Raw genomic sequence first — 17611 nt, forward strand, 5'->3', positions numbered from 1 at the left:
TTAGAACGTTAGAAGTCCCAGTCGTCGTCCTCGGTGGCGACGGCCTTGCCGATGACGTAGCTCGAGCCGGAGCCCGAGAAGAAGTCGTGGTTCTCGTCGGCGTTCGGCGAGAGCGAGGAGAGGATCGCCGGGTTCACGTCGGTCATCTCCTTCGGGAACATCGCGTCGTAGCCGAGGTTCATCAGCGCCTTGTTGGCGTTGTAGTGCAGGAACTTCTTCACGTCCTCGGTCAGGCCGACCGGGTCGTAGAGATCCTGCGTGTAGTGCACCTCGTTGTCGTACAGGTCGAGCAGCAGCGAGATCGTGTAGTCCTTGAGCTCTTGCTGACGCTCCGGGCTCTCCTTCGCGACTGCGATCTGGTACTTGTACCCGATGTAGTAGCCGTGCACGGCCTCGTCACGAATGATGAGGCGGATGAGATCAGCCGTGTTAGTGAGCTTCGCACGACTCGACCAGTAGATCGGCAGGTAGAAACCGGAGTAGAACAGGAACGACTCGAGCAGCGTCGACGCCACCTTGCGCTTCAGCGGATCATCGCCCTCGTAGTAGTCGACGATGATCTGCGCCTTCTTCTGCAGGTTCGGGTTCTCGATCGACCAGCGGAAGGCGTCGTCGATCTCCTGCGTCGAGCAGAGCGTCGAGAAGATCGACGAGTAGCTCTTCGCGTGCACCGACTCCATGAACGCGATGTTCGTGAGCACCGCTTCCTCGTGCGGCGTGACGGCATCGGGAATGAGCGAGACGGCACCCACCGTGCCTTGAATGGTGTCGAGCAGGGTCAGGCCGGTGAAGACGCGCATGGTGAGCAGCTTCTCCTCGTCGGTGAGCGTCGCCCACGACTGCACGTCGTTCGACAGCGGCACCTTCTCGGGCAACCAGAAGTTGTTCACGAGGCGGTTCCAGACTTCGAGATCCTTCTCGTCCTCGATACGGTTCCAGTTGATCGCCTGCACCGCGTGGCCCAGCTTGAAGTTCATCGTCTCTTCTCTATCTCCGAAAACTATTCTTAGACGTCGTCTGGCCGACGAGCTACAGCATGCAGCTGACGCACTCGGTCATATCAGTGCCTTCGAGCGCCAGCTGACGCAACCGGATGTAGTAGATCGTCTTGATGCCCTTGCGCCACGCGTAGATCTGCGCCTTGTTGATGTCCCGCGTGGTCGCAGTGTCCTTGAAGAACAGGGTCAGCGACAGCCCCTGATCGACGTGCTGCGTCGCCGCAGCATAGGTATCGATGATCTTCTCGGGCCCGATCTCGTAGGCATCCTCGTAGTAGGCGAGGTTCTCGTTGGTCATGAAGGGTGCCGGGTAGTAGACGCGGCCCAGCTTGCCTTCCTTGCGGATCTCGATCTTCGACGCGATCGGGTGGATCGAGCTGGTCGAGTTGTTGATGTACGAGATCGAACCGGTCGGAGGCACGGCCTGCAGGTTCTGGTTGTAGATACCGTGCTGCTGCACGCTCGACTTGAGCTCCAGCCAGTCGCTCTGGGTCGGGATCTCGATGCCCGCATTCGCGAAGAGTTCGCGCACCCGCTCGGTCGCCGGTGCCCACTCCTGGTCGGTGTACTTGTCGAAGAACTCACCGGTCGCGTACTTCGAGTCTTCGAAGCCCTCGAAGGTGTGGCCGCGCTCGATCGCGATCCGGTTCGAGGCGCGGATCGCGTGGAAGAGCACCGTGTAGAAGTAGATGTTCGTGAAGTCGACGCCCTCGTCTGAACCGTAGTGGACGTGCTCACGAGCCAGGTAGCCATGCAGGTTCATCTGCCCGAGACCGATGGCGTGCGACTTGTCGTTGCCGTCTTCGATGGAGCGCACCGAGGAGATGTGACTCTGGTCGCTGACCGAGGTGAGCGCGCGGATCGCGAGTTCGACGGTCTGGCCGAGTTCACCGCCATCCATCGCAGCGGCGATGTTCATCGAGCCGAGGTTGCAGCTGATGTCCTTGCCGATCTCGGCGTAGCTCAAGTCTTCGTTGTAGGTGGTCGGGGTATTGACCTGCAAGATCTCGGAGCACAGGTTCGACATGTTGATGCGGCCCTTGATCGGGTTGGCATCGTTCACCGTGTCTTCGAACACGATGTAGGGGTAGCCCGACTCGAACTGCAGCTCGGCGATCGTCTGGAAGAAGTGACGCGCGTTGATCTTGTACTTCTTGATGCGCGCATCGTCGACCATCTCGGAGTACTTCTCGGTGATGGAGATGTCGCCGAAGGGCACACCGTAGACGCGCTCGACGTCGTAGGGCGAGAACAGGTACATGTCCTCGTTCTTCTTCGCGAGCTCGAAAGTGATGTCGGGAATGACGACACCGAGGGAGAGCGTCTTGATGCGGATCTTCTCATCGGCGTTCTCACGCTTGGTGTCGAGGAACTTCATGATGTCGGGGTGGTGCGCCGACAGGTAGACGGCGCCGGCACCCTGACGTGCACCGAGCTGGTTGGCGTAGCTGAAGCTGTCTTCAAGAAGCTTCATGACGGGAATGATGCCCGACGATTGGTTTTCGATCTTCTTGATCGGCGCGCCCGATTCGCGAATGTTGGAGAGCAGCAGCGCCACGCCACCGCCGCGCTTCGAGAGCTGCAGCGACGAGTTGATGCCACGCGAGATCGATTCCATGTTGTCTTCGATGCGCAGCAGGAAGCAGGAGACGAGTTCACCGCGCTGTGCCTTACCGAGGTTGAGGAAGGTCGGCGTCGCAGGCTGGAAGCGCCCCGAGATGATCTCGCGCACCAGGCCACGAGCCAGCTCACGATCACCCTCAGCGAGGCCGAGGGCCACCATGACCACACGATCTTCGAAGCGCTCGAGGTACCGCTTGCCGTCGAACGTCTTGAGCGCGTATGACGTGAAGAACTTGAAGGCGCCGAGGAAGGTCGGGAAGCGGAACTTCATCGCGAAGGCCTCATTGCGAAGCTCCTCGATGAACTCCAGCGGATACTCGTCGAGGAGGCCCTTCTCGTAGTACTCGTTGTCGATCAGGAAGCGCATGCGCTCTTCGAAGTTGTGGAAGAACACCATGTTCTGGTTGACGTGCTGCAGGAAGTACTGGCGCGCAGCCTCGCGATCCTTCTCGAACTGGATGCGGCCGTCGGCGTCGTACAGGTTGAGCATCGCGTTCAGCGAGTGGAAGTCCATATCGCTGACCTTCGACGACTCGAGAGCCGGCTCCATCACTGCGCTGCGTTCTGCTGTGTCCAAAACCGTTCCAATCCTTCTCGGACGTCGGTCACGTCGTCCTGTGTTCCAAAGAGTTCGAATCTATAGAGGTGCGGTACTCCGCACTTGCGGGCGATGATGTCTCCCGCGATGCCGTACGCATCCCCGAAGTTGGTGTTGCCGGCGGCGATCACTCCGCGCAGGAGCCCACGGTTCCGCTCGTCGTTCAGGAAGCGGATCACCTGCTTGGGAACGGCCCGGGTCTCGGGGCCGCCGCCATAGGTCGGGACGATGAGCACGAAGGGCTCGTCTGCGACGATCGGATCCTCATTGCGATACAGCGGGATGCGCGTGGCCGGCAGTCCCAGCTTCTCAATGAAGCGGTGCGTATTGCCGGAGGCGCTGGAGAAGTAGATGAGATCGGTCATGTTCTCCCTCCTCCGACTGCTTCGCGTGCTGCTTACCGTGCGCGAATGCAGGCGCGGACGTCCGGTTGTCCGCGCCTGCATCGTGTTCGCCCCGACCGTTGATCAATCGACGAGGCGACCCGCGAGTGCCGAGATCTTGTCGGGGCGGAAGCCCGACCAGTGCTCGTCGTCAGTCACGACCACAGGCGCCTGCAGGTAGCCGAGCTCCTTGACCGTTTCGAGCGCCGTCTCGTCCTGCGACAGGTCGAGCACGTCGTACTCGATACCCTGGCTGTCGAGCGCCCGGTAGGTTGCCGTGCACTGTACGCACGATGGCTTGGTGTACACCGTAATCGCCATTTCTCGCCCTTCCTGAAAAACTGAGGTGCCCCGACCCGGGGCACTACATATAGTGAACCACACCGTCGGCCACCACAAGATGATGTAGTTACATGGATGTAGTTTTCCACCTCCATTCCACTGACTCAACGCCTGCCCTGGGGAGAGGGTTCGGCACGAATCCGCGTCTCTCGCCGAGTTATCCACAGGGTGCAGGTGGCAGAAGATTTTTGGTCCACAACCTGTCCTCGGCGTGTCGCGCAACGGGCCGTTTCACCCCATGCTGAAGAGATGACTTTCCCCATCTCTCGCACCCCTGCACGCGCACTCGGAGTTCGACTCCGAGAGATCAGACTCGAAGCCGACCTCAGCCAGCAAGACCTGGCCCGGATCTCCGCACTGCACCCTTCCCACGTCGGACGCATCGAGCGGGGAAGCGTCAACCCCAGCCTCGAGACGCTTACCCAACTCGCCGGAGCCCTCGGCTGCACCGTCTCCGATCTCACCGCATACGTGGTCACCCCGCCGCCGCTCCACACGGTCTCCAGCGCCGAATACTGATTCAAAGTGCGATTGGCCACAGCAGCTCCGTTCCGTCAGGTTCGAACCAGCGCAGCGTAAGTAGCGCATCAGGCGCGATGATCGCCTGCTCCGCCTGCACGCCGCGCAAGACCACCCGCATGCGCTCCCCCGGATGCACCGTGCGCGGCAAGGACAGCCCGAGAAGGCCCTCTCCGGCGAGCGCCAGTCGTACCGCCCGCAGCGGCACCGCCCCCTCATTCTCCGCCTCGATCACCCCGCGCTCGGGATGCCGAGACAGCCGCCACGGCACCTCCACTGCACGCACCGCCTCGCGGGCAACATCGCCGGGAGGTCGGCGCGCGGCGAGCACTCTCGCCGGGAGTCGGAACGGGTTCATGCGAGAAGGCTAAGCGACACCCCCGACATTGGCTCATCTACTCACACGTGGTGGTACGACCGGCCCGCTGAGATCTCCTGGGACCGGTAGAGCTGCTCCGCAACGATGAGCCGCACGAGCTGATGAGGGAACACAAGCTTCGACAGGCTCCAGACGAGGTCTGCCCGCGTGCGCACGCGATCCTCAACACCATATGCGCCGCCGATCACCAGCGTCGCCGTGCGTCCACCGTCGAAGGCCTTCTGCAGGGCTGCAGCGAGGCCCGGTGAGTCCAAGTTCGTTCCGCGCTCATCGAGCAGCACGACGAAATCGTCGCGACTCAGCTTCGCAAGGATTCGCTCAGACTCCTCTGCTCGCGCCGCGTCGCCCTCGCGCGATGAGTGCGGCAACAGCAGCCAGGACGTTTGGAAGGGCTTCCGCAGTCGCTTCTCGTACCGCGTGATGCCGGTCGACACCCAGTCCTCGTGCTTCTTGCCGATGGCGAGGATGCGAACGCTCATGCTCTGACACTACCGGGCGGCGCCCGGCGGGGGCTCGGTCTCCGGCGCCGTGCCGGCCGCACGCGACTCCCGCTGATCCGCGTACAACTCCGCGTAGGCGCCGCCAGCAGCAAGCAACTCGTCATGCGTGCCGTGTTCGACGATACGGCCGCGATCCACAACGTAGATGCGGTCGGCGTCGATGACGGTGGAGAGTCTGTGGGCGATCGCGATGCTCGTGCGCCCGCTGCGAGCCTCATCGAGGGCACGCTGCACGATGCGCTCACTCACCGTGTCGAGTGCGCTCGTCGCTTCGTCGAGGATGAGAACGGGAGGATTCTTCAACAGCACCCTGGCGATCGCGATGCGCTGCTTCTCTCCTCCGGAGAGTCGGTAGCCGCGCTCCCCCACGACGGTGTCGTACCCGTCCGCGAAAGAGACGATGCTCTCGTGAATATTGGCCTGCCGCGCTGCACGCTCGAGCTCCTCGTCGGAAGCGTCCGGCTTCGCGTAACGCAGGTTCTCGGCGATCGTTGCATGGAACAGGTATGACTCCTGGGAGACCATGCCGATACGATCCATCAGTTCTTCCTGCCGCAGGCGCCGCACATCGTCACCCGCGAAGCGCACGACTCCATCGCTGGCGTCGTAGAGCCGGGGGATCAGCGAGCCGATCGTCGTCTTTCCCGACCCTGACGCACCGACGAAGGCGATGAATTCACCCGGGTCGACTCGGAAGTCGACGCGATCGAGGGTCGGCCGCTCGTGAGGTTCGGCGTCGGGGTAGCGGAAAGACACTCCTTCGAACTCGACCCGACCGGCCAGACCTGGCGCATCGTTCGGGGCTTTCGCGTCAGGAACATCGACGATCGCCGGTTCAAGGTCGAGGTACTCGAAGATGCGCGCGAACAGTGCCTTCGAGGTCTGCAGGTCGAGTGCGACGCGCATGAGCGCCGTCAGCGGGAACAGCAGACGGGACTGCACCGTCGTGAAGGCGACGATGGTGCCGGCGGTGATCGCGGAATCGAACCCCTGCCCGCTTCCTTCACCCCAGCCGCGCAGGATCAACCACCCCGCAACGAGATACACGATCGCCGGCACCGCAGACAGGAAGACCTGCACGATCGCGAAGAACAGCTGACCGCTCATGATCAAGCGGACCTGCAGCGCAACCTGGTTGTCGTTCTCCGCGGCGTAGCGCTCCGTCTCGGTGCGCTGCCGCGAGAAGGTCTTCGCGAGCAGCACGCCCGACACCGACAGTGCTTCCTGCGTGATCGCGGTCATCTCGGAGAGCGACTCCTGAGTGCGCCCGGCGATTCTCGCCCGCAGCTGCCCCACCCGTCGCTGAGCGAGTACCAGCACCGGCATCAGGATCATCGCGATGATCGTGAGCTGCCAGCTCAGCATGAGCATGGCGACGAGCGCCGCGATGACCGTGACCGTATTCCCGACGACGCTCGAGACCGTATTGGTGAGCACATTCGAGACGCCGCCGACGTCGTTCTGCAGACGAGACTGGATGATGCCGGTCTTGGTGCGGGTGAAGAAGCCGAGCTCCATCGCCTGCAAGTGCGAGAACAAGCGGACGCGCAACTGTCCCATGACCCGATTACCGACTCGGGCAGTGAGCAGCGTCTGCAGAATCCCGAGTCCGGACGAGAGCACGAACGCTCCGATCATCGCGGCCACGAGCCAGACCAGCAGCTGCATGTTCGGCCCGCCGTGCTCGGGGAAGAGCCCCTCGTCGAAGACGCGCTGCGTGATGAGCGGCGGGATGATCCCGAGCCCGGCCGATACCAGCACCAACAGCACGATGACCGACAGCTGCCAGCGGTGCGGAGCGAAGAGCTCCGCGATTCTGCGCCCGAGGAACGGCACCTCAGGTGCTTCGCGGTTGAGCTCACGCTGGCGTTCCGCATCTCCTGAAGAGACGCGAGACCTCGACGCGGGACCCATGCTCATGGTCGGAGGATAGCGCGCATCACCGACACGGGCCGAACACGGGCGACGAGCAAGTCAGTCGATGCGCGCCGTTTCGAGGTAGTCGGCGATGCGTCCGATGGCCTCGCTCAGCACCTCGACCCGGGGCAGCGTGACGAAGCGCACATGGTCGGGTGTCGGAAGGTTGAAGCCGCGCCCGTTGGTGATCATCACGTGCGTCGCACGCATGAGCTGAATCACGAAGTGCTGGTCATCATGAATGTCGTAGCGCGCAGGATCAAGACGCGGGAACAGATACATCGCACCACCGGGAGCGACGCAGGACACTCCGGGGATCTCGTTGAGCAGCTTCACCGCGATATCGCGCTGCTCGCGCAGCCGCCCGCCGGGAGCGCAGAGATCTGCGATGCCCGACCAGTTCGAGGCGCTCGACAGGGCCGCCGGAATCGCGTACTGCGACGGCACATTCGCGCACATCCGCATGTTGGCGAGCAGGGTGAGTCCTTCGAGGAAGTCATTCGCAAGCTCGCGGTTGCCCGACGAAACCACCCAGCCAGCGCGGTACCCGGCCACGCGCTGAATCTTCGACAGACCGCTGAAGGTGAGGCAGAGCGTATCGCGCACGTGGCGCGCGGCGTGCTCGTGCTTCGCACCCTCGTAGAGAATGTGGTCGTAGATCTCATCAGCCATCAGCACTAGGCCGTGGCGCTCGGCGAGCGCCGCGAAACCGCGCACCAGCTCGGGCGAGTACACCGCGCCGGTCGGATTGTTCGGGTTGATGAGCACGATGCCCTTGGTGCGCTTCGTGACGAGTTCCTCGATCGCCTCGAGGTCGGGCATCCATCCGTTCTGCTCGTCGCAGGGGTAGTGCACCGCGTTGCCGCCCGCGAGGGTGACCTGGGCCGTCCACAGCGGGTAGTCGGGCGAGGGAATCAGCACCTCGTCTCCGGGGCTCACAAGCGCCTGCAGCACCAAGGAGATGAGCTCACTCACGCCGTTGCCGATCAACACGTGCTCGGGGTCGACATCGGCGATCCCGAGCCCGGTGTAGTGCGCGGCGACGGCCTCCCGAGCGGGCAGAACGCCGCGAGAATCGCTGTAGCCCTGCGCGTGGGGCAGCGCGTCGCGCATCGCCTCGAGAATCTCAGGCGGCGCCTCGAAACCGAACGTGGCGGGGTTGCCGATGTTGAGCTTCAGGATCTCGTGACCCGCCCGTTCCAGACGTTCCGCCTCTTGCAGAATCGGGCCGCGTACGTCGTAACGCACGCCAGCGAGCTTGCTCGACTGTGTGATGGGACGCATGAGCTTCATTGTCCCACTTTCGTCACCGCTCTCCCAATCGGCGACCGGGCCAACCTCGGAATAATCATCGATGCGGCTACGCACTCGCTTCAGTCAATCGCGTATTCTTCGGCAAAGGAGGCCTGTGCGCAATTTTCTGCGGCGCGGGATCACGTCAGCCGCTCAACCGCCCGCTCGAGCCGCTCGAGCTTCCCGTCGAGCTCGCCCTCAAAGCCGGGCCGAATATCGGCCTTCATCACGAGCGACACCCGCGATCCGAACGGGAGCACCGCCTCGGTGGCACGCTTGACCACGTCGAAGACCTCGTCCCACTCGCCTTCGATCTCGGTGAACATGCTGCTCGTGCGGTGCGGCAACCCAGAATCACGCACCACCTTCACCGCAGCCGCGACCGCACCGGAGACCGAGCCGTCGGCGTGCTCGGCACCTGCAGCTGAGGCACCACCAGCCTCGCCGCCGGCCGCACCGCCGGGTGCATCACCGCGCGCACCACTCGGGGCACCGCTTGGGGCGACGGAGAACGCGAGAATCATGAGGACCCCTTTCGAACCTGCTCACACCCAGCGTATCCGGCAGCCCCGACATCGCTCAGTCGGCAGGCACCGTCGCGATCGGAACGGAGCCGGTGCGCGCGGGTCTTGGCGCGAACATCAGCGTGATCGCCGCACCGACGATGATGATGCCCATCGGCATCAGGATCGACTCGGCCATCGCATGCGAGAAGCCCTCGCGCAACGGTTCGGGGAGTGCGGCGAGACCCGATCCCCCCTCACCGCCCATGCCACCGGCCGCGGTCGCCGTCTCGCCGAGCCAGGCCCGCAGCCGAGATTCCATGAGCGCAGCCATCGCCGCAGCACCCAGCACGGCGCCGACCTGGCGGCTCGTGTTGTAGACCCCTGATCCGGCACCCGCGAGCTCCCGGGACAACCCGAACGTCGTGATCGAGGCCAATGGCCCCCACATGAACGCGTTGCCGAAGCCGAGCACCGCGCTCGGAATGAGCAGCAGCCACAGCGGTGTCTCAGGACGAGCCATGAAGAAGTACATCGCGAGGCCCGCGGCAACGAGCAGCAGACCGAGCAGCGGGATCCTGCGCGGATCGCCCCGGTCTATCAAGCGACCCACCGGCCGCGCGAGAACGATCGACAGCACCGCCATCGGCACGAGCATCAGTGCAGACTGCGTCGGATTCAGACCCCGCACGAGCTGCAGGTAGAACATCAACGGCAGGCTCAGGCTCGTCACCGATAGCCCGACGGTCACAATCACTGCGGTACCGACGGAGAAGTTGCGGTCGCGGAAGATGCGCAGCGGGATCAGCGGCTCACCGTGCTGCTTCCACTGCCACAGCACGAAGAGGGCGAGGATCGCCGCCCCCGCGACGATGAGACTCCAGACCGAGATCGGACCCCAGATGACCCCCCAGTCGAAGCTCTCGCCCTCCTGGATGCCGAACACGAGCAAGAACATGCCGACCGCGCTCAGCAGCACCCCGAGCCAGTCGAAGCGATGAGCAGTCGTCGGCATCTTCGGCACGAAGCGCAGGGCGAGCACGAAACCGATGACACCGACCGGCACGTTGATGAAGAAGATCCACTCCCAGCCGAGGCCGTCGAGCAGAAAACCGCCGAGGATCGGCCCGACCAGCGTCGCAACGCCCGCAGTGACGCCCCACACTGCCATCGCCGCACCGCGCTCGCGCGGCGGGAAGATGCGCGTGATCACCGCCATCGTCTGCGGCGTCATGATCGATGCGCCCAGGCCCTGGAAGACGCGCGCCGCGATCAGAGTCTCGATGTCCTGTGACAGTCCGCACGCGAGCGACGACAGCGTGAACACCGCGAGGCCGATGAGGTAGACGCGCCGGGGCCCGAAGCGGTCGCCGAGTCGTCCGGTGATGAGCAGCGGAACGGCGTAGGCGAGCAGGAAGGCGCTCGTCGCCCACAGGGTGGCGACCATCGTCGTATCGAGTGCCGTCATGATCGACGGATTCGCGACCGACACGATCGTCGTGTCGACGAGAATCATGAAGAATCCCAGCACCATCGACCACAGCGCGGCCCAAGGGCGGATCGTCGACTCGCTCTGCATGGGGCTCCTTCCGGCTGAACCAGCTCATCCTACGCCCGCGCGCTGACACTGCCGGTACCGGTACCGGTACCGCCGGCACTTACGCTGCCGCACCGATTCCGCCTTCAGCACATAGATATGGGATCAGCGCGTAGATATGCCGGAAATCGCTCTCGGGGGCATATTGAGGCGCTGATCCCATATCGAAGCGTCGACGCCACCTCTCCTCACGCCCCGGGCTCCGTACCCCGCACCGCCGCCGCGCCGTAGACTGGAGCGCATGGCTGAAACGCTCCGACTCGCCTCCGTCAACGTCAACGGCATCCGCGCCGCATTCCGCAAGGGCATGGGTGATTGGCTCGCCACGAGCGGCGTCGATGTGCTCGCGCTGCAGGAGGTTCGCGCGCAAGACGAGCACCTCCAGCAGTTCCTCGGCGAGGCCGGGTGGCACTGGCTGCATGACCCGTGCGAGATCAAGGGTCGCGCCGGCGTCGCCATCGCGAGCCGGGTTCCCGCCGTGGCCCATCGCCCCGGCCTCGGCGCGCTCGATCTCCAGGAGAGCATTCAGTCTTCGGGGCGCTGGCTCGAGGCCGACTTCGAGGTCGGCGGCCGGCTCCTCACCGTCGTCAGCAACTACACGCACTCCGGCGAGGTCGACACTCCGCGCCAGGATGCCAAGTGGGCGTTCCTCGACGCCATGGGCCAGCGCATGAATGAACTCTCCGATGAGCGCGAGCTCGCAGCGATCGTGGGCGACTTCAACGTGGGCCACCGCGAACTCGACATCAAGAACTGGAAGGGCAACGTGAAGCGCTCAGGCTTCCTGCCCCGCGAGCGCGCCTACTTCGACCGTTTCTTCGGCCCCCGGGGCGAGAACGTCGTCGGCGTCGACGGCACCGAAGGCCTCGGCTACGGCTGGGTCGATGTCGGCCGACGCTGGGCCGGCGAGGTCGACGGCCCGTACTCGTGGTGGTCGAATCGCGGGCAGGCGTTCGACAACGACACGGGTTGGCGCATCGACTACCACGTTGTCACCCCGCAGCTCGCCGAGCTCGTCGCGAACTACCGGGTCGACCGGTATCCGTCGTATGACACCCGATGGTCGGATCACGCACCTGTCGTCGTCGACTACTCGATCTGATCTCCCGCGGCAATTGCCGCCCGCATACATAAGGCAAGTACTCCAGCAACATGACTGACACCCCCACTTCCGCTCCCAGCACGAAGCCCGTCATCTTCTCCGGCATGCAGCCGTCGAGCGACTCGCTGCACCTCGGCAACTACATCGGCGCACTCAGCCAGTGGACGCAGATGCAGGAAGACTTCGAGGCGTTCTTCTGCGTCGTGAACCTGCACGCCATCACGGTGCCGCAGGATCCCGCCGACCTCGCCGCCCGCACCCGCCGCACCGCGGCCCAGTACATCGCGGCGGGCATCGACCCCGAGAAGTCGACCCTGTTCGTGCAGTCGCACGTGCCGGCGCATGCCGAACTGGCCTGGGTGCTCAACACACTCACGGGTTTCGGCGAGGCGAGCCGCATGACCCAGTTCAAGGACAAGGCGCAGCGCTACGGCGCCGACAGCTCGTCGGTCGGCCTGTTCACCTATCCGATGCTGATGGCTGCCGACATTCTGCTCTACCAGGCCGATGTCGTTCCCGTGGGCGAAGACCAGCGCCAGCACGTCGAACTCACGCGCGACATTGCGAACCGCTTCAACTCGCGCTTCGGCGAGACGTTCATCGTGCCCGAGGCGCAGATTCAGCGGGGCACCGCGAAGATCTACGATCTGCAGGATCCCACATCCAAGATGTCGAAATCGGCCGAGAGCCCGGCCGGGCTGATCTCGGTGCTGGATCCCGCGAACGTGACCAAGAAGAAGATCATGCGGGCGGTCACCGATGCCGGTGAAGAGGTGCGCTTCGACCGCGAGGCGAAGCCCGGGGTCTCGAACCTGCTGACGATCTACTCGGTGCTGACCGGTCGCACGGTCGAGTCGATCGAGCAGGACTATGTCGGCAAGGGCTACGGCTACCTCAAGAAAGATCTCGCCGAGGTCGTCGAAGAGACGTTTGCTCCGATCCGCACGCGCACCGAGGAGCTGCTCGCCGATCCTGCCGAGCTCGACCGCCTACTCGCGGGAGGCGCGGATCGCGCCACCGAGATCTCTACGGCGACGCTCGCCCGGGTGTACGACGCGATGGGGATCCTCCGCCGCTGAGCAGGCCCACCGACGTCGACTCAGAGGCCACTCCGAAGTCGCTCCGAGACCGCTCCGGCTGTCGCAGATTGAGGTGAAACGCTCCACAAGAACGCAATCTGCGACAGTCGGAGGCACGAGGCGACGAGCGCTGCCGCGATCGCAGCTCTGCGCCCCGCCGCCGCTCCCCGGTTCACGGCACGAGCACTGCGCGGCCCTGGATCTTGCCGTGATGCAGGTCGTCGAACGCCTGCACCGCATCGTCGAGCGGGTAACGGACGACCTCGACGCCGATCTTGCCCTGCCGCGCAAGCGCGACCGCCTCGCGCATGTCGGAGCGGGTTCCGCCGTAGGCGCGCTCGATATTCACACCCCAGGGGAGTGCCGTGCCGCTGTTCGCAACGTACTCGAACGAACCGCCTCCGAGTCCGACGAAGCGGATCGCTCCGCCCCCGCGCACGACCGAGATCGCGAGGTCGACCGTAGGCTGCACGCCGACGAAGTCGAATACGACGTCGGCCCCGACGCCATGGGTTTCTTCGAGGATCCGCTTGGCCGCCGAGCCGTCGCTCGGGATCGCGAGATCAGCGCCGTGAGACTCCGCGAAAGCCAACTTCTCGGGATCGGTGTCGAGCGCGATGATGCGGGCGCCGGTCGTCGCGGCGAGGATCTGCAGTGCCATGTGGCCGAGACCGCCCAGCCCGATGGTGACGATCGTCGCGTCGCCTGCGAGGCGATCACGCACTGAATTGATGGCGTGCATCGGAGTGAGGGCGGCATCGGCAAGCGGCGCCGCGTCGACAGGGTCGAGATCGCCGATGGGGTCGAGATGATGGGCCTTCACCGCGATGTAGTCGGCCATGCCTCCGGGGCTTCCGATGCCGGGAGAAAGCGGCGCGAGAGCATCGCGTTGGTAGACGACCTCGCACTGATTGTCACGGCCGGCGAGGCACTCGCGACACTGGCCGCAGGAGAGGATGAGGGCGACGAGGGCCCGATCGCCGAGGTTCCACCAGCTGACATCGTCGCCGAGCTGCTCGACGGTGCCGGCCACCTCGTGCCCGAGCGTGCCGCCGATGAGTGGATTGTCATCGCCCATTCCGATGATCGCGATGTCGGAGTGGCAGAGGCCTGCGCCACCAACTTTGAGTAACACCTCGTCGGGCTGGATCTCGGGCGTCGGCTTCTCATGGAGTTCGACCGTGTCGTTTCTGACGTACGTTACTGCGCGCATGACTACTCCTCACTCATTCAACAAGCAGAGGAGCGGTCTCGCCGCACCGCCGGGTGCGGGCGTCCCACGACGTCCTGCCTCCAGCCTACGGCTTCACTCGCGTCCCCTGTCTGCGAACAGGGAATGAATTCCTCGCGGGGAGGGTTTAGAGTAAAAGACGTGTTCCGGGGTCGGTGAGAATCCGAACCGGCGGTGATAGTCCGCGAACTCCGCATCTGCGGGGCCGAACCGGTGAAATTCCGGTACCGACGGTGATGAGCAGGCGAGAGTCGAGCTCGAGTCCGGATGAGAGGAACGCAGAGTCTCCCCATGGGCGACCCCTGTTCCCCGGTGCGCAATGCAGACCGCACGACCGGGCGACAGGAGGGGACGCGATGCTGGATCGGCAGCTCGTCGACGACGCGATGCGTCGTGCGCTCGCGCTCGCCGAACGCAGTCCGGCCGCCGACCCGAATCCCCAGGTCGGTTGCGTGATCCTCGACTCCGAGGGCCGCATCGTCGCCGAAGGCTGGCATTCCGGCGCCGGCACACCGCACGCGGAGATCGACGCCCTATCGCGCCTCCCCGAGTCGTGGAGGGATCGCGCATCCGAGCTCACCGCCGTGGTGACACTCGAACCCTGCAACCACACCGGCCTGACCGGGCCGTGCGCAGAGAGTCTGATCACGTTCGGGATCGGCTCGGTCGTCTATGCGCTGCGCGATCCCGGCCCGCTCGCCGCGGGCGGTGCGGATCGCCTGCGCGCCGCCGGGGTCGAGGTACTCGGCGGAGTGCGCGAGACCGAAGCCAGGAGGCTGCTCGCGACCTGGTTGGCGCAGAAGGCGGGCTCGGAGCCGGCTTCCCTCTCCCACACAACCTCGCTCCCCCATGCAGCTTCCCTCTCCCGCACAGCCCCCGTTCCCCATGTCACGGTGAAGTGGGCCCAGACCCTCGACGGACGCATCGCGGCGGCAGACGGATCGAGCCGCTGGATCACCGGTGCCGACGCACGCGCCGACGTGCACCGTCGACGCGCGCAGGCGGATGCGATCCTCATCGGCACCGGTACGCTCATCGCCGATGATCCTGCCCTCACCGCCCGCGATGCGCACGGTGCCCTGCTCGTGCCGGCCGCCGAACAACCGGTGCCGGTTGTGATCGGACATCGGAGCATCCCGCCGCACGCGCGCGTTCTGGATCACCCTGCGCTCGCAGCGCACGGCCTCGATGCGCCGATCCGTCTGACCGGCGACGAGTTGCGATCCGACCTCAGCAGCCTCGCCGAGCGCGGCTTCTCCCGGGTCTTCGTCGAGGGAGGATCGAGTCTCATCACCTCGATACTCGCAGCCGGTCTCGCCGACCAACTGCTCGTCTACGTGGCCGCCGCCCTACTCGGCGGACCTCGGCTCGCCGTCGATGAACTCGGCATCGAGAGCATGGACCGGATCTCACGCCTGCAACTTGAATCCACGGCGAGGCTGGGCGAGGACCTGCTGGTCATCGCGCGCGCTGCCGTCGAGGCACCTGGCGAGGCCGCCACCCTGCCACCCATCGAGGAAGGATCGTAGATGTTCACGGGACTCATCGAGGAGGTCGGCGAGATCGTCGAGATCGAACCGCAAGGCGATTCTCTGCGCCTCACCGTCAAGGGACCGCTCGTGACGAGCGACGCGAAGCACGGAGACTCCATCCAGGTCTCGGGTGTGTGCCTCACCGCAGTGGAGTTCGGCACCGCCGCCGACGGCTCGCGCACCTTCGCGGCCGACGTCATGGAGCAGTCGTTGCGCATGTCGACGCTGGGCGAGCTGCGCGTCGGCAGCCGTGTGAACCTCGAGCGCGCCGCACGCGTCGACAGCCGCCTCGGCGGCCACATCGTGCAAGGGCACGTCGACGCAACCGCCAGACTGCTGTCAGCGGTGGACCGCACGCAGTGGCGAGTGCTCCGATTCGAGCTGCCCACCGAGCTCGCACCGTTACTCGTCGATAAGGGCTCCGTCACCGTCGCGGGTGTCTCGCTGACAGTTTCGAACGTCTCGGAACCCGAAGAGACCGAGCCCTGGTTCGAGGTCTCCCTCATCCCCGAGACACTCACCGCAACCACCCTCGGCGACCTCGTCGCCGGCGATCACGTCAACATCGAGACCGACATTCTCGCCCGGCATGTCGCCCGTATGCAGGCATTCATCACGAACGCGGAGCGTGCGACCGAGCGACAACTCCCGTCGCACGCCGAGTCCCCGGACACTTTCGCTTCCACCCCGACCACCGAACAGGACCAACCATGAGCATCGCCACCATCGAAGCCGCTGTCGCCGCGATCGCCGCCGGCCGCCCCGTCATCGTCGCCGACGACGAAGATCGTGAGAACGAGGGCGACGTGATCCTCTCGGCCGAACTCGCGACCCCGGAGTGGATCGCCTGGACCGTGCATCACTCCTCAGGCCTGTTGTGCGCGCCCATGTCGAACGACGTCGCCGATCAGCTCGACCTCCCGATGATGGTCGAACGCAACGAAGATGTGCGCGGCACCGCCTACACCGTCACAGTGGATGCGGCGCACGGCGTCACCACCGGCATCAGCGCGAGCGACCGTGCGACCACCGTGCGCGCACTGGCTGCGGCGAGGGCGGTTCCGGACGACGTGCGTCGCCCCGGCCACATCCTGCCCCTCCGTGCCGTCGACGGCGGCGTACGCGTGCGCAACGGCCACACGGAGGCCGCGGTTGAGCTCATGCGTCTGGCCGGGCTGCGGCCCGTCGGCGTCATCGCCGAGATCGTCGCCGACGATGGCGAGATGATGCGACTTCCGGGCCTGCTGGAGCTCGGGAAGCGGGAGGACATCCCGGTCATCACGATCGAGCAGCTCATCGCCTACCTCGAGAAGCACGACCCCGCAGGAACTCCGAAGGAGAGCGAGGTGCAGCACCGCCGGGTGAGCGTGCGCGCCGAAGCCCTGCTGCCGACGGAGCACGGCGAGTTCCGCACTCGCGCCTACCGCGACCGTCGTATCGGGGTGGATCACCTGACCCTGATCGCACTGGACGCCGACGGGAACCCGCCCACTGACGGGGCGCTCGTGCGAGTGCACTCCGAGTGCATCACGGGTGAAGCCTTCGGCTCCCTCAAGTGCGAGTGCGGCCCGCAGCTCCAGGCCTCCCTCGACCTCGTGCACGAGCGAGGCGGCGTCGTCATCTACCTGCGCGGGCAGGAGGGGCGCGGCATCGGTCTCGCGAACAAGCTGCGCGCCTACCAGCTGCAGGAGCAGGGCATCGACACGCTCGACGCCAATCTGCAGCTCGGTCTCCCCGCCGATGGACGCGACTACACTGCCGCGGCCGAGATCCTCGCCGATCTCGGTATCGAGAATGTCCGCCTGCTCACCAACAACCCGGACAAGGTCGCGCAGCTCGAGGCCCACGGTGTCGCGGTCGAGGAGCGCGTTCCGCTGCTCGTCGGCGTCACCGACTACAACACGGGTTACCTCGAGACGAAGCGCGACCGCATGGGTCACGAGCTGCCCGACAGCATGTAGGTCGCGAGGCGAACTCGTCGCAGCGAGCCGTATTAGTACCGAGCCGCACTATTC

17 protein-coding genes and 1 riboswitch are annotated in these 17611 nt (G+C 65.1%); of the genes, 6 read left to right on the top strand and 11 right to left on the bottom strand.

Annotated features, from left to right (window positions below; genetic code table 11):
- Positions 1-8: 8 nt before the first annotated feature.
- From nrdF to nrdH, 4 genes are all read right to left on the bottom strand, one after another.
- Positions 9-977, bottom strand: a complete 969-nt coding sequence (nrdF, locus tag ACUYV6_RS09650) for a class 1b ribonucleoside-diphosphate reductase subunit beta (protein ID WP_449278450.1) — start codon at positions 975-977, stop codon at positions 9-11.
- A 52-nt stretch (positions 978-1029) separates the two neighbouring features.
- Complete coding sequence (nrdE, locus tag ACUYV6_RS09655) at positions 1030-3171, bottom strand: class 1b ribonucleoside-diphosphate reductase subunit alpha (RefSeq protein WP_449278530.1); 2142 nt, start codon at positions 3169-3171, stop codon at positions 1030-1032.
- The gene (nrdI, locus tag ACUYV6_RS09660) at positions 3171-3584 is read right to left on the bottom strand and encodes a class Ib ribonucleoside-diphosphate reductase assembly flavoprotein NrdI (protein ID WP_449278451.1); all 414 of its coding nucleotides are present in this window, start codon (positions 3582-3584) and stop codon (positions 3171-3173) included. The genes nrdE and nrdI overlap by 1 nt, the downstream gene beginning before the upstream one ends.
- Before the next feature lie 102 nt (positions 3585-3686).
- Positions 3687-3923, bottom strand: coding sequence for a glutaredoxin-like protein NrdH (nrdH, locus tag ACUYV6_RS09665; RefSeq protein WP_449278452.1), 237 nt, complete (start codon positions 3921-3923; stop codon positions 3687-3689).
- Positions 3924-4193: 270 nt separating this feature from the next.
- Between nrdH and ACUYV6_RS09670 the strand changes: the two genes are divergently transcribed.
- Positions 4194-4463, top strand: coding sequence for a helix-turn-helix domain-containing protein (locus ACUYV6_RS09670; RefSeq protein WP_449278453.1), 270 nt, complete (start codon positions 4194-4196; stop codon positions 4461-4463).
- A 1-nt stretch (position 4464) separates the two neighbouring features.
- On the opposite strand, the gene ACUYV6_RS09675 is transcribed toward ACUYV6_RS09670, so the two are convergent.
- From ACUYV6_RS09675 to ACUYV6_RS09700, 6 genes are all read right to left on the bottom strand, one after another.
- A complete protein-coding gene (locus ACUYV6_RS09675; protein WP_449278454.1) occupies positions 4465-4821 on the bottom strand; it encodes a hypothetical protein in 357 nt (118 codons plus the stop codon).
- 41 nt (positions 4822-4862) lie between these two features.
- Entirely contained in the window at positions 4863-5321 is a 459-nt protein-coding gene (locus tag ACUYV6_RS09680; protein WP_449278455.1) for a 23S rRNA (pseudouridine(1915)-N(3))-methyltransferase RlmH, read from the bottom strand.
- 9 nt (positions 5322-5330) lie between these two features.
- Positions 5331-7262 (bottom strand): ABC transporter ATP-binding protein, encoded by a 1932-nt coding sequence (locus ACUYV6_RS09685; protein WP_449278456.1) that lies wholly within the window; start codon positions 7260-7262, stop codon positions 5331-5333.
- Between the two features lie 54 nt (positions 7263-7316).
- Positions 7317-8543: a pyridoxal phosphate-dependent aminotransferase gene (locus ACUYV6_RS09690; protein WP_449278531.1), complete on the bottom strand. Its 1227-nt coding sequence runs from the start codon at positions 8541-8543 to the stop codon at positions 7317-7319.
- A gap of 149 nt (positions 8544-8692) precedes the next feature.
- A complete protein-coding gene (locus ACUYV6_RS09695; RefSeq protein ID WP_449278457.1) occupies positions 8693-9076 on the bottom strand; it encodes a thiamine-binding protein in 384 nt (127 codons plus the stop codon).
- Between the two features lie 55 nt (positions 9077-9131).
- Positions 9132-10634 carry a DHA2 family efflux MFS transporter permease subunit gene (locus tag ACUYV6_RS09700; protein WP_449278458.1) on the bottom strand — a complete coding sequence of 501 codons (1503 nt, stop codon included), beginning with the start codon at positions 10632-10634 and terminating at the stop codon, positions 9132-9134.
- A 259-nt stretch (positions 10635-10893) separates the two neighbouring features.
- Between ACUYV6_RS09700 and ACUYV6_RS09705 the strand changes: the two genes are divergently transcribed.
- Complete coding sequence (locus ACUYV6_RS09705; RefSeq protein WP_449278459.1) at positions 10894-11754, top strand: exodeoxyribonuclease III; 861 nt, start codon at positions 10894-10896, stop codon at positions 11752-11754.
- Positions 11755-11804: 50 nt separating this feature from the next.
- Positions 11805-12833: a tryptophan--tRNA ligase gene (trpS, locus tag ACUYV6_RS09710; protein ID WP_449278460.1), complete on the top strand. Its 1029-nt coding sequence runs from the start codon at positions 11805-11807 to the stop codon at positions 12831-12833.
- Positions 12834-13005: 172 nt separating this feature from the next.
- On the opposite strand, the gene ACUYV6_RS09715 is transcribed toward trpS, so the two are convergent.
- Positions 13006-14046: a zinc-binding dehydrogenase gene (locus tag ACUYV6_RS09715; RefSeq protein WP_449278461.1), complete on the bottom strand. Its 1041-nt coding sequence runs from the start codon at positions 14044-14046 to the stop codon at positions 13006-13008.
- A gap of 156 nt (positions 14047-14202) precedes the next feature.
- A riboswitch (FMN riboswitch) is annotated at positions 14203-14347 on the top strand.
- Positions 14348-14420: 73 nt separating this feature from the next.
- Here ACUYV6_RS09715 and ACUYV6_RS09720 point away from each other — a divergent pair.
- The 3 genes from ACUYV6_RS09720 to ribB are packed head-to-tail and all read left to right on the top strand — an operon-like array spanning position 14421 to position 17557.
- Positions 14421-15593: a bifunctional diaminohydroxyphosphoribosylaminopyrimidine deaminase/5-amino-6-(5-phosphoribosylamino)uracil reductase RibD gene (locus ACUYV6_RS09720; RefSeq protein ID WP_449278462.1), complete on the top strand. Its 1173-nt coding sequence runs from the start codon at positions 14421-14423 to the stop codon at positions 15591-15593.
- Positions 15594-16310, top strand: coding sequence for a riboflavin synthase (locus ACUYV6_RS09725; protein WP_449278463.1), 717 nt, complete (start codon positions 15594-15596; stop codon positions 16308-16310).
- A complete protein-coding gene (gene ribB / locus ACUYV6_RS09730) occupies positions 16307-17557 on the top strand; it encodes a 3,4-dihydroxy-2-butanone-4-phosphate synthase (protein WP_449278464.1) in 1251 nt (416 codons plus the stop codon). The genes ACUYV6_RS09725 and ribB overlap by 4 nt, the downstream gene beginning before the upstream one ends.
- Positions 17558-17611 lie beyond the last annotated feature (54 nt).

This window comes from Leucobacter sp. GX24907, assembly GCF_053567335.1.

Bases quoted from the DNA above. Each gene is read 5' to 3' on its own strand.
- nrdE (WP_449278530.1), bottom strand. From the start codon at position 3,171: ATGGAGCCGGCTCTCGAGTCGTCGAAGGTCAGCGATATGGACTTCCAC.
- ACUYV6_RS09725 (WP_449278463.1), top strand. From the start codon at position 15,594: ATGTTCACGGGACTCATCGAGGAGGTCGGCGAGATCGTCGAGATCGAA.
- nrdI (WP_449278451.1), bottom strand. From the start codon at position 3,584: ATGACCGATCTCATCTACTTCTCCAGCGCCTCCGGCAATACGCACCGC.
- ACUYV6_RS09670 (WP_449278453.1), top strand. From the start codon at position 4,194: ATGACTTTCCCCATCTCTCGCACCCCTGCACGCGCACTCGGAGTTCGA.
- ACUYV6_RS09675 (WP_449278454.1), bottom strand. From the start codon at position 4,821: ATGAACCCGTTCCGACTCCCGGCGAGAGTGCTCGCCGCGCGCCGACCT.
- ACUYV6_RS09700 (WP_449278458.1), bottom strand. From the start codon at position 10,634: ATGCAGAGCGAGTCGACGATCCGCCCTTGGGCCGCGCTGTGGTCGATG.
- nrdH (WP_449278452.1), bottom strand. From the start codon at position 3,923: ATGGCGATTACGGTGTACACCAAGCCATCGTGCGTACAGTGCACGGCA.
- nrdF (WP_449278450.1), bottom strand. From the start codon at position 977: ATGAACTTCAAGCTGGGCCACGCGGTGCAGGCGATCAACTGGAACCGT.
- ACUYV6_RS09695 (WP_449278457.1), bottom strand. From the start codon at position 9,076: ATGATTCTCGCGTTCTCCGTCGCCCCAAGCGGTGCCCCGAGTGGTGCG.
- trpS (WP_449278460.1), top strand. From the start codon at position 11,805: ATGACTGACACCCCCACTTCCGCTCCCAGCACGAAGCCCGTCATCTTC.
- ACUYV6_RS09720 (WP_449278462.1), top strand. From the start codon at position 14,421: ATGCTGGATCGGCAGCTCGTCGACGACGCGATGCGTCGTGCGCTCGCG.
- ACUYV6_RS09715 (WP_449278461.1), bottom strand. From the start codon at position 14,046: ATGCGCGCAGTAACGTACGTCAGAAACGACACGGTCGAACTCCATGAG.
- ACUYV6_RS09680 (WP_449278455.1), bottom strand. From the start codon at position 5,321: ATGAGCGTTCGCATCCTCGCCATCGGCAAGAAGCACGAGGACTGGGTG.
- ribB (WP_449278464.1), top strand. From the start codon at position 16,307: ATGAGCATCGCCACCATCGAAGCCGCTGTCGCCGCGATCGCCGCCGGC.
- ACUYV6_RS09690 (WP_449278531.1), bottom strand. From the start codon at position 8,543: ATGCGTCCCATCACACAGTCGAGCAAGCTCGCTGGCGTGCGTTACGAC.
- ACUYV6_RS09705 (WP_449278459.1), top strand. From the start codon at position 10,894: ATGGCTGAAACGCTCCGACTCGCCTCCGTCAACGTCAACGGCATCCGC.
- ACUYV6_RS09685 (WP_449278456.1), bottom strand. From the start codon at position 7,262: ATGAGCATGGGTCCCGCGTCGAGGTCTCGCGTCTCTTCAGGAGATGCG.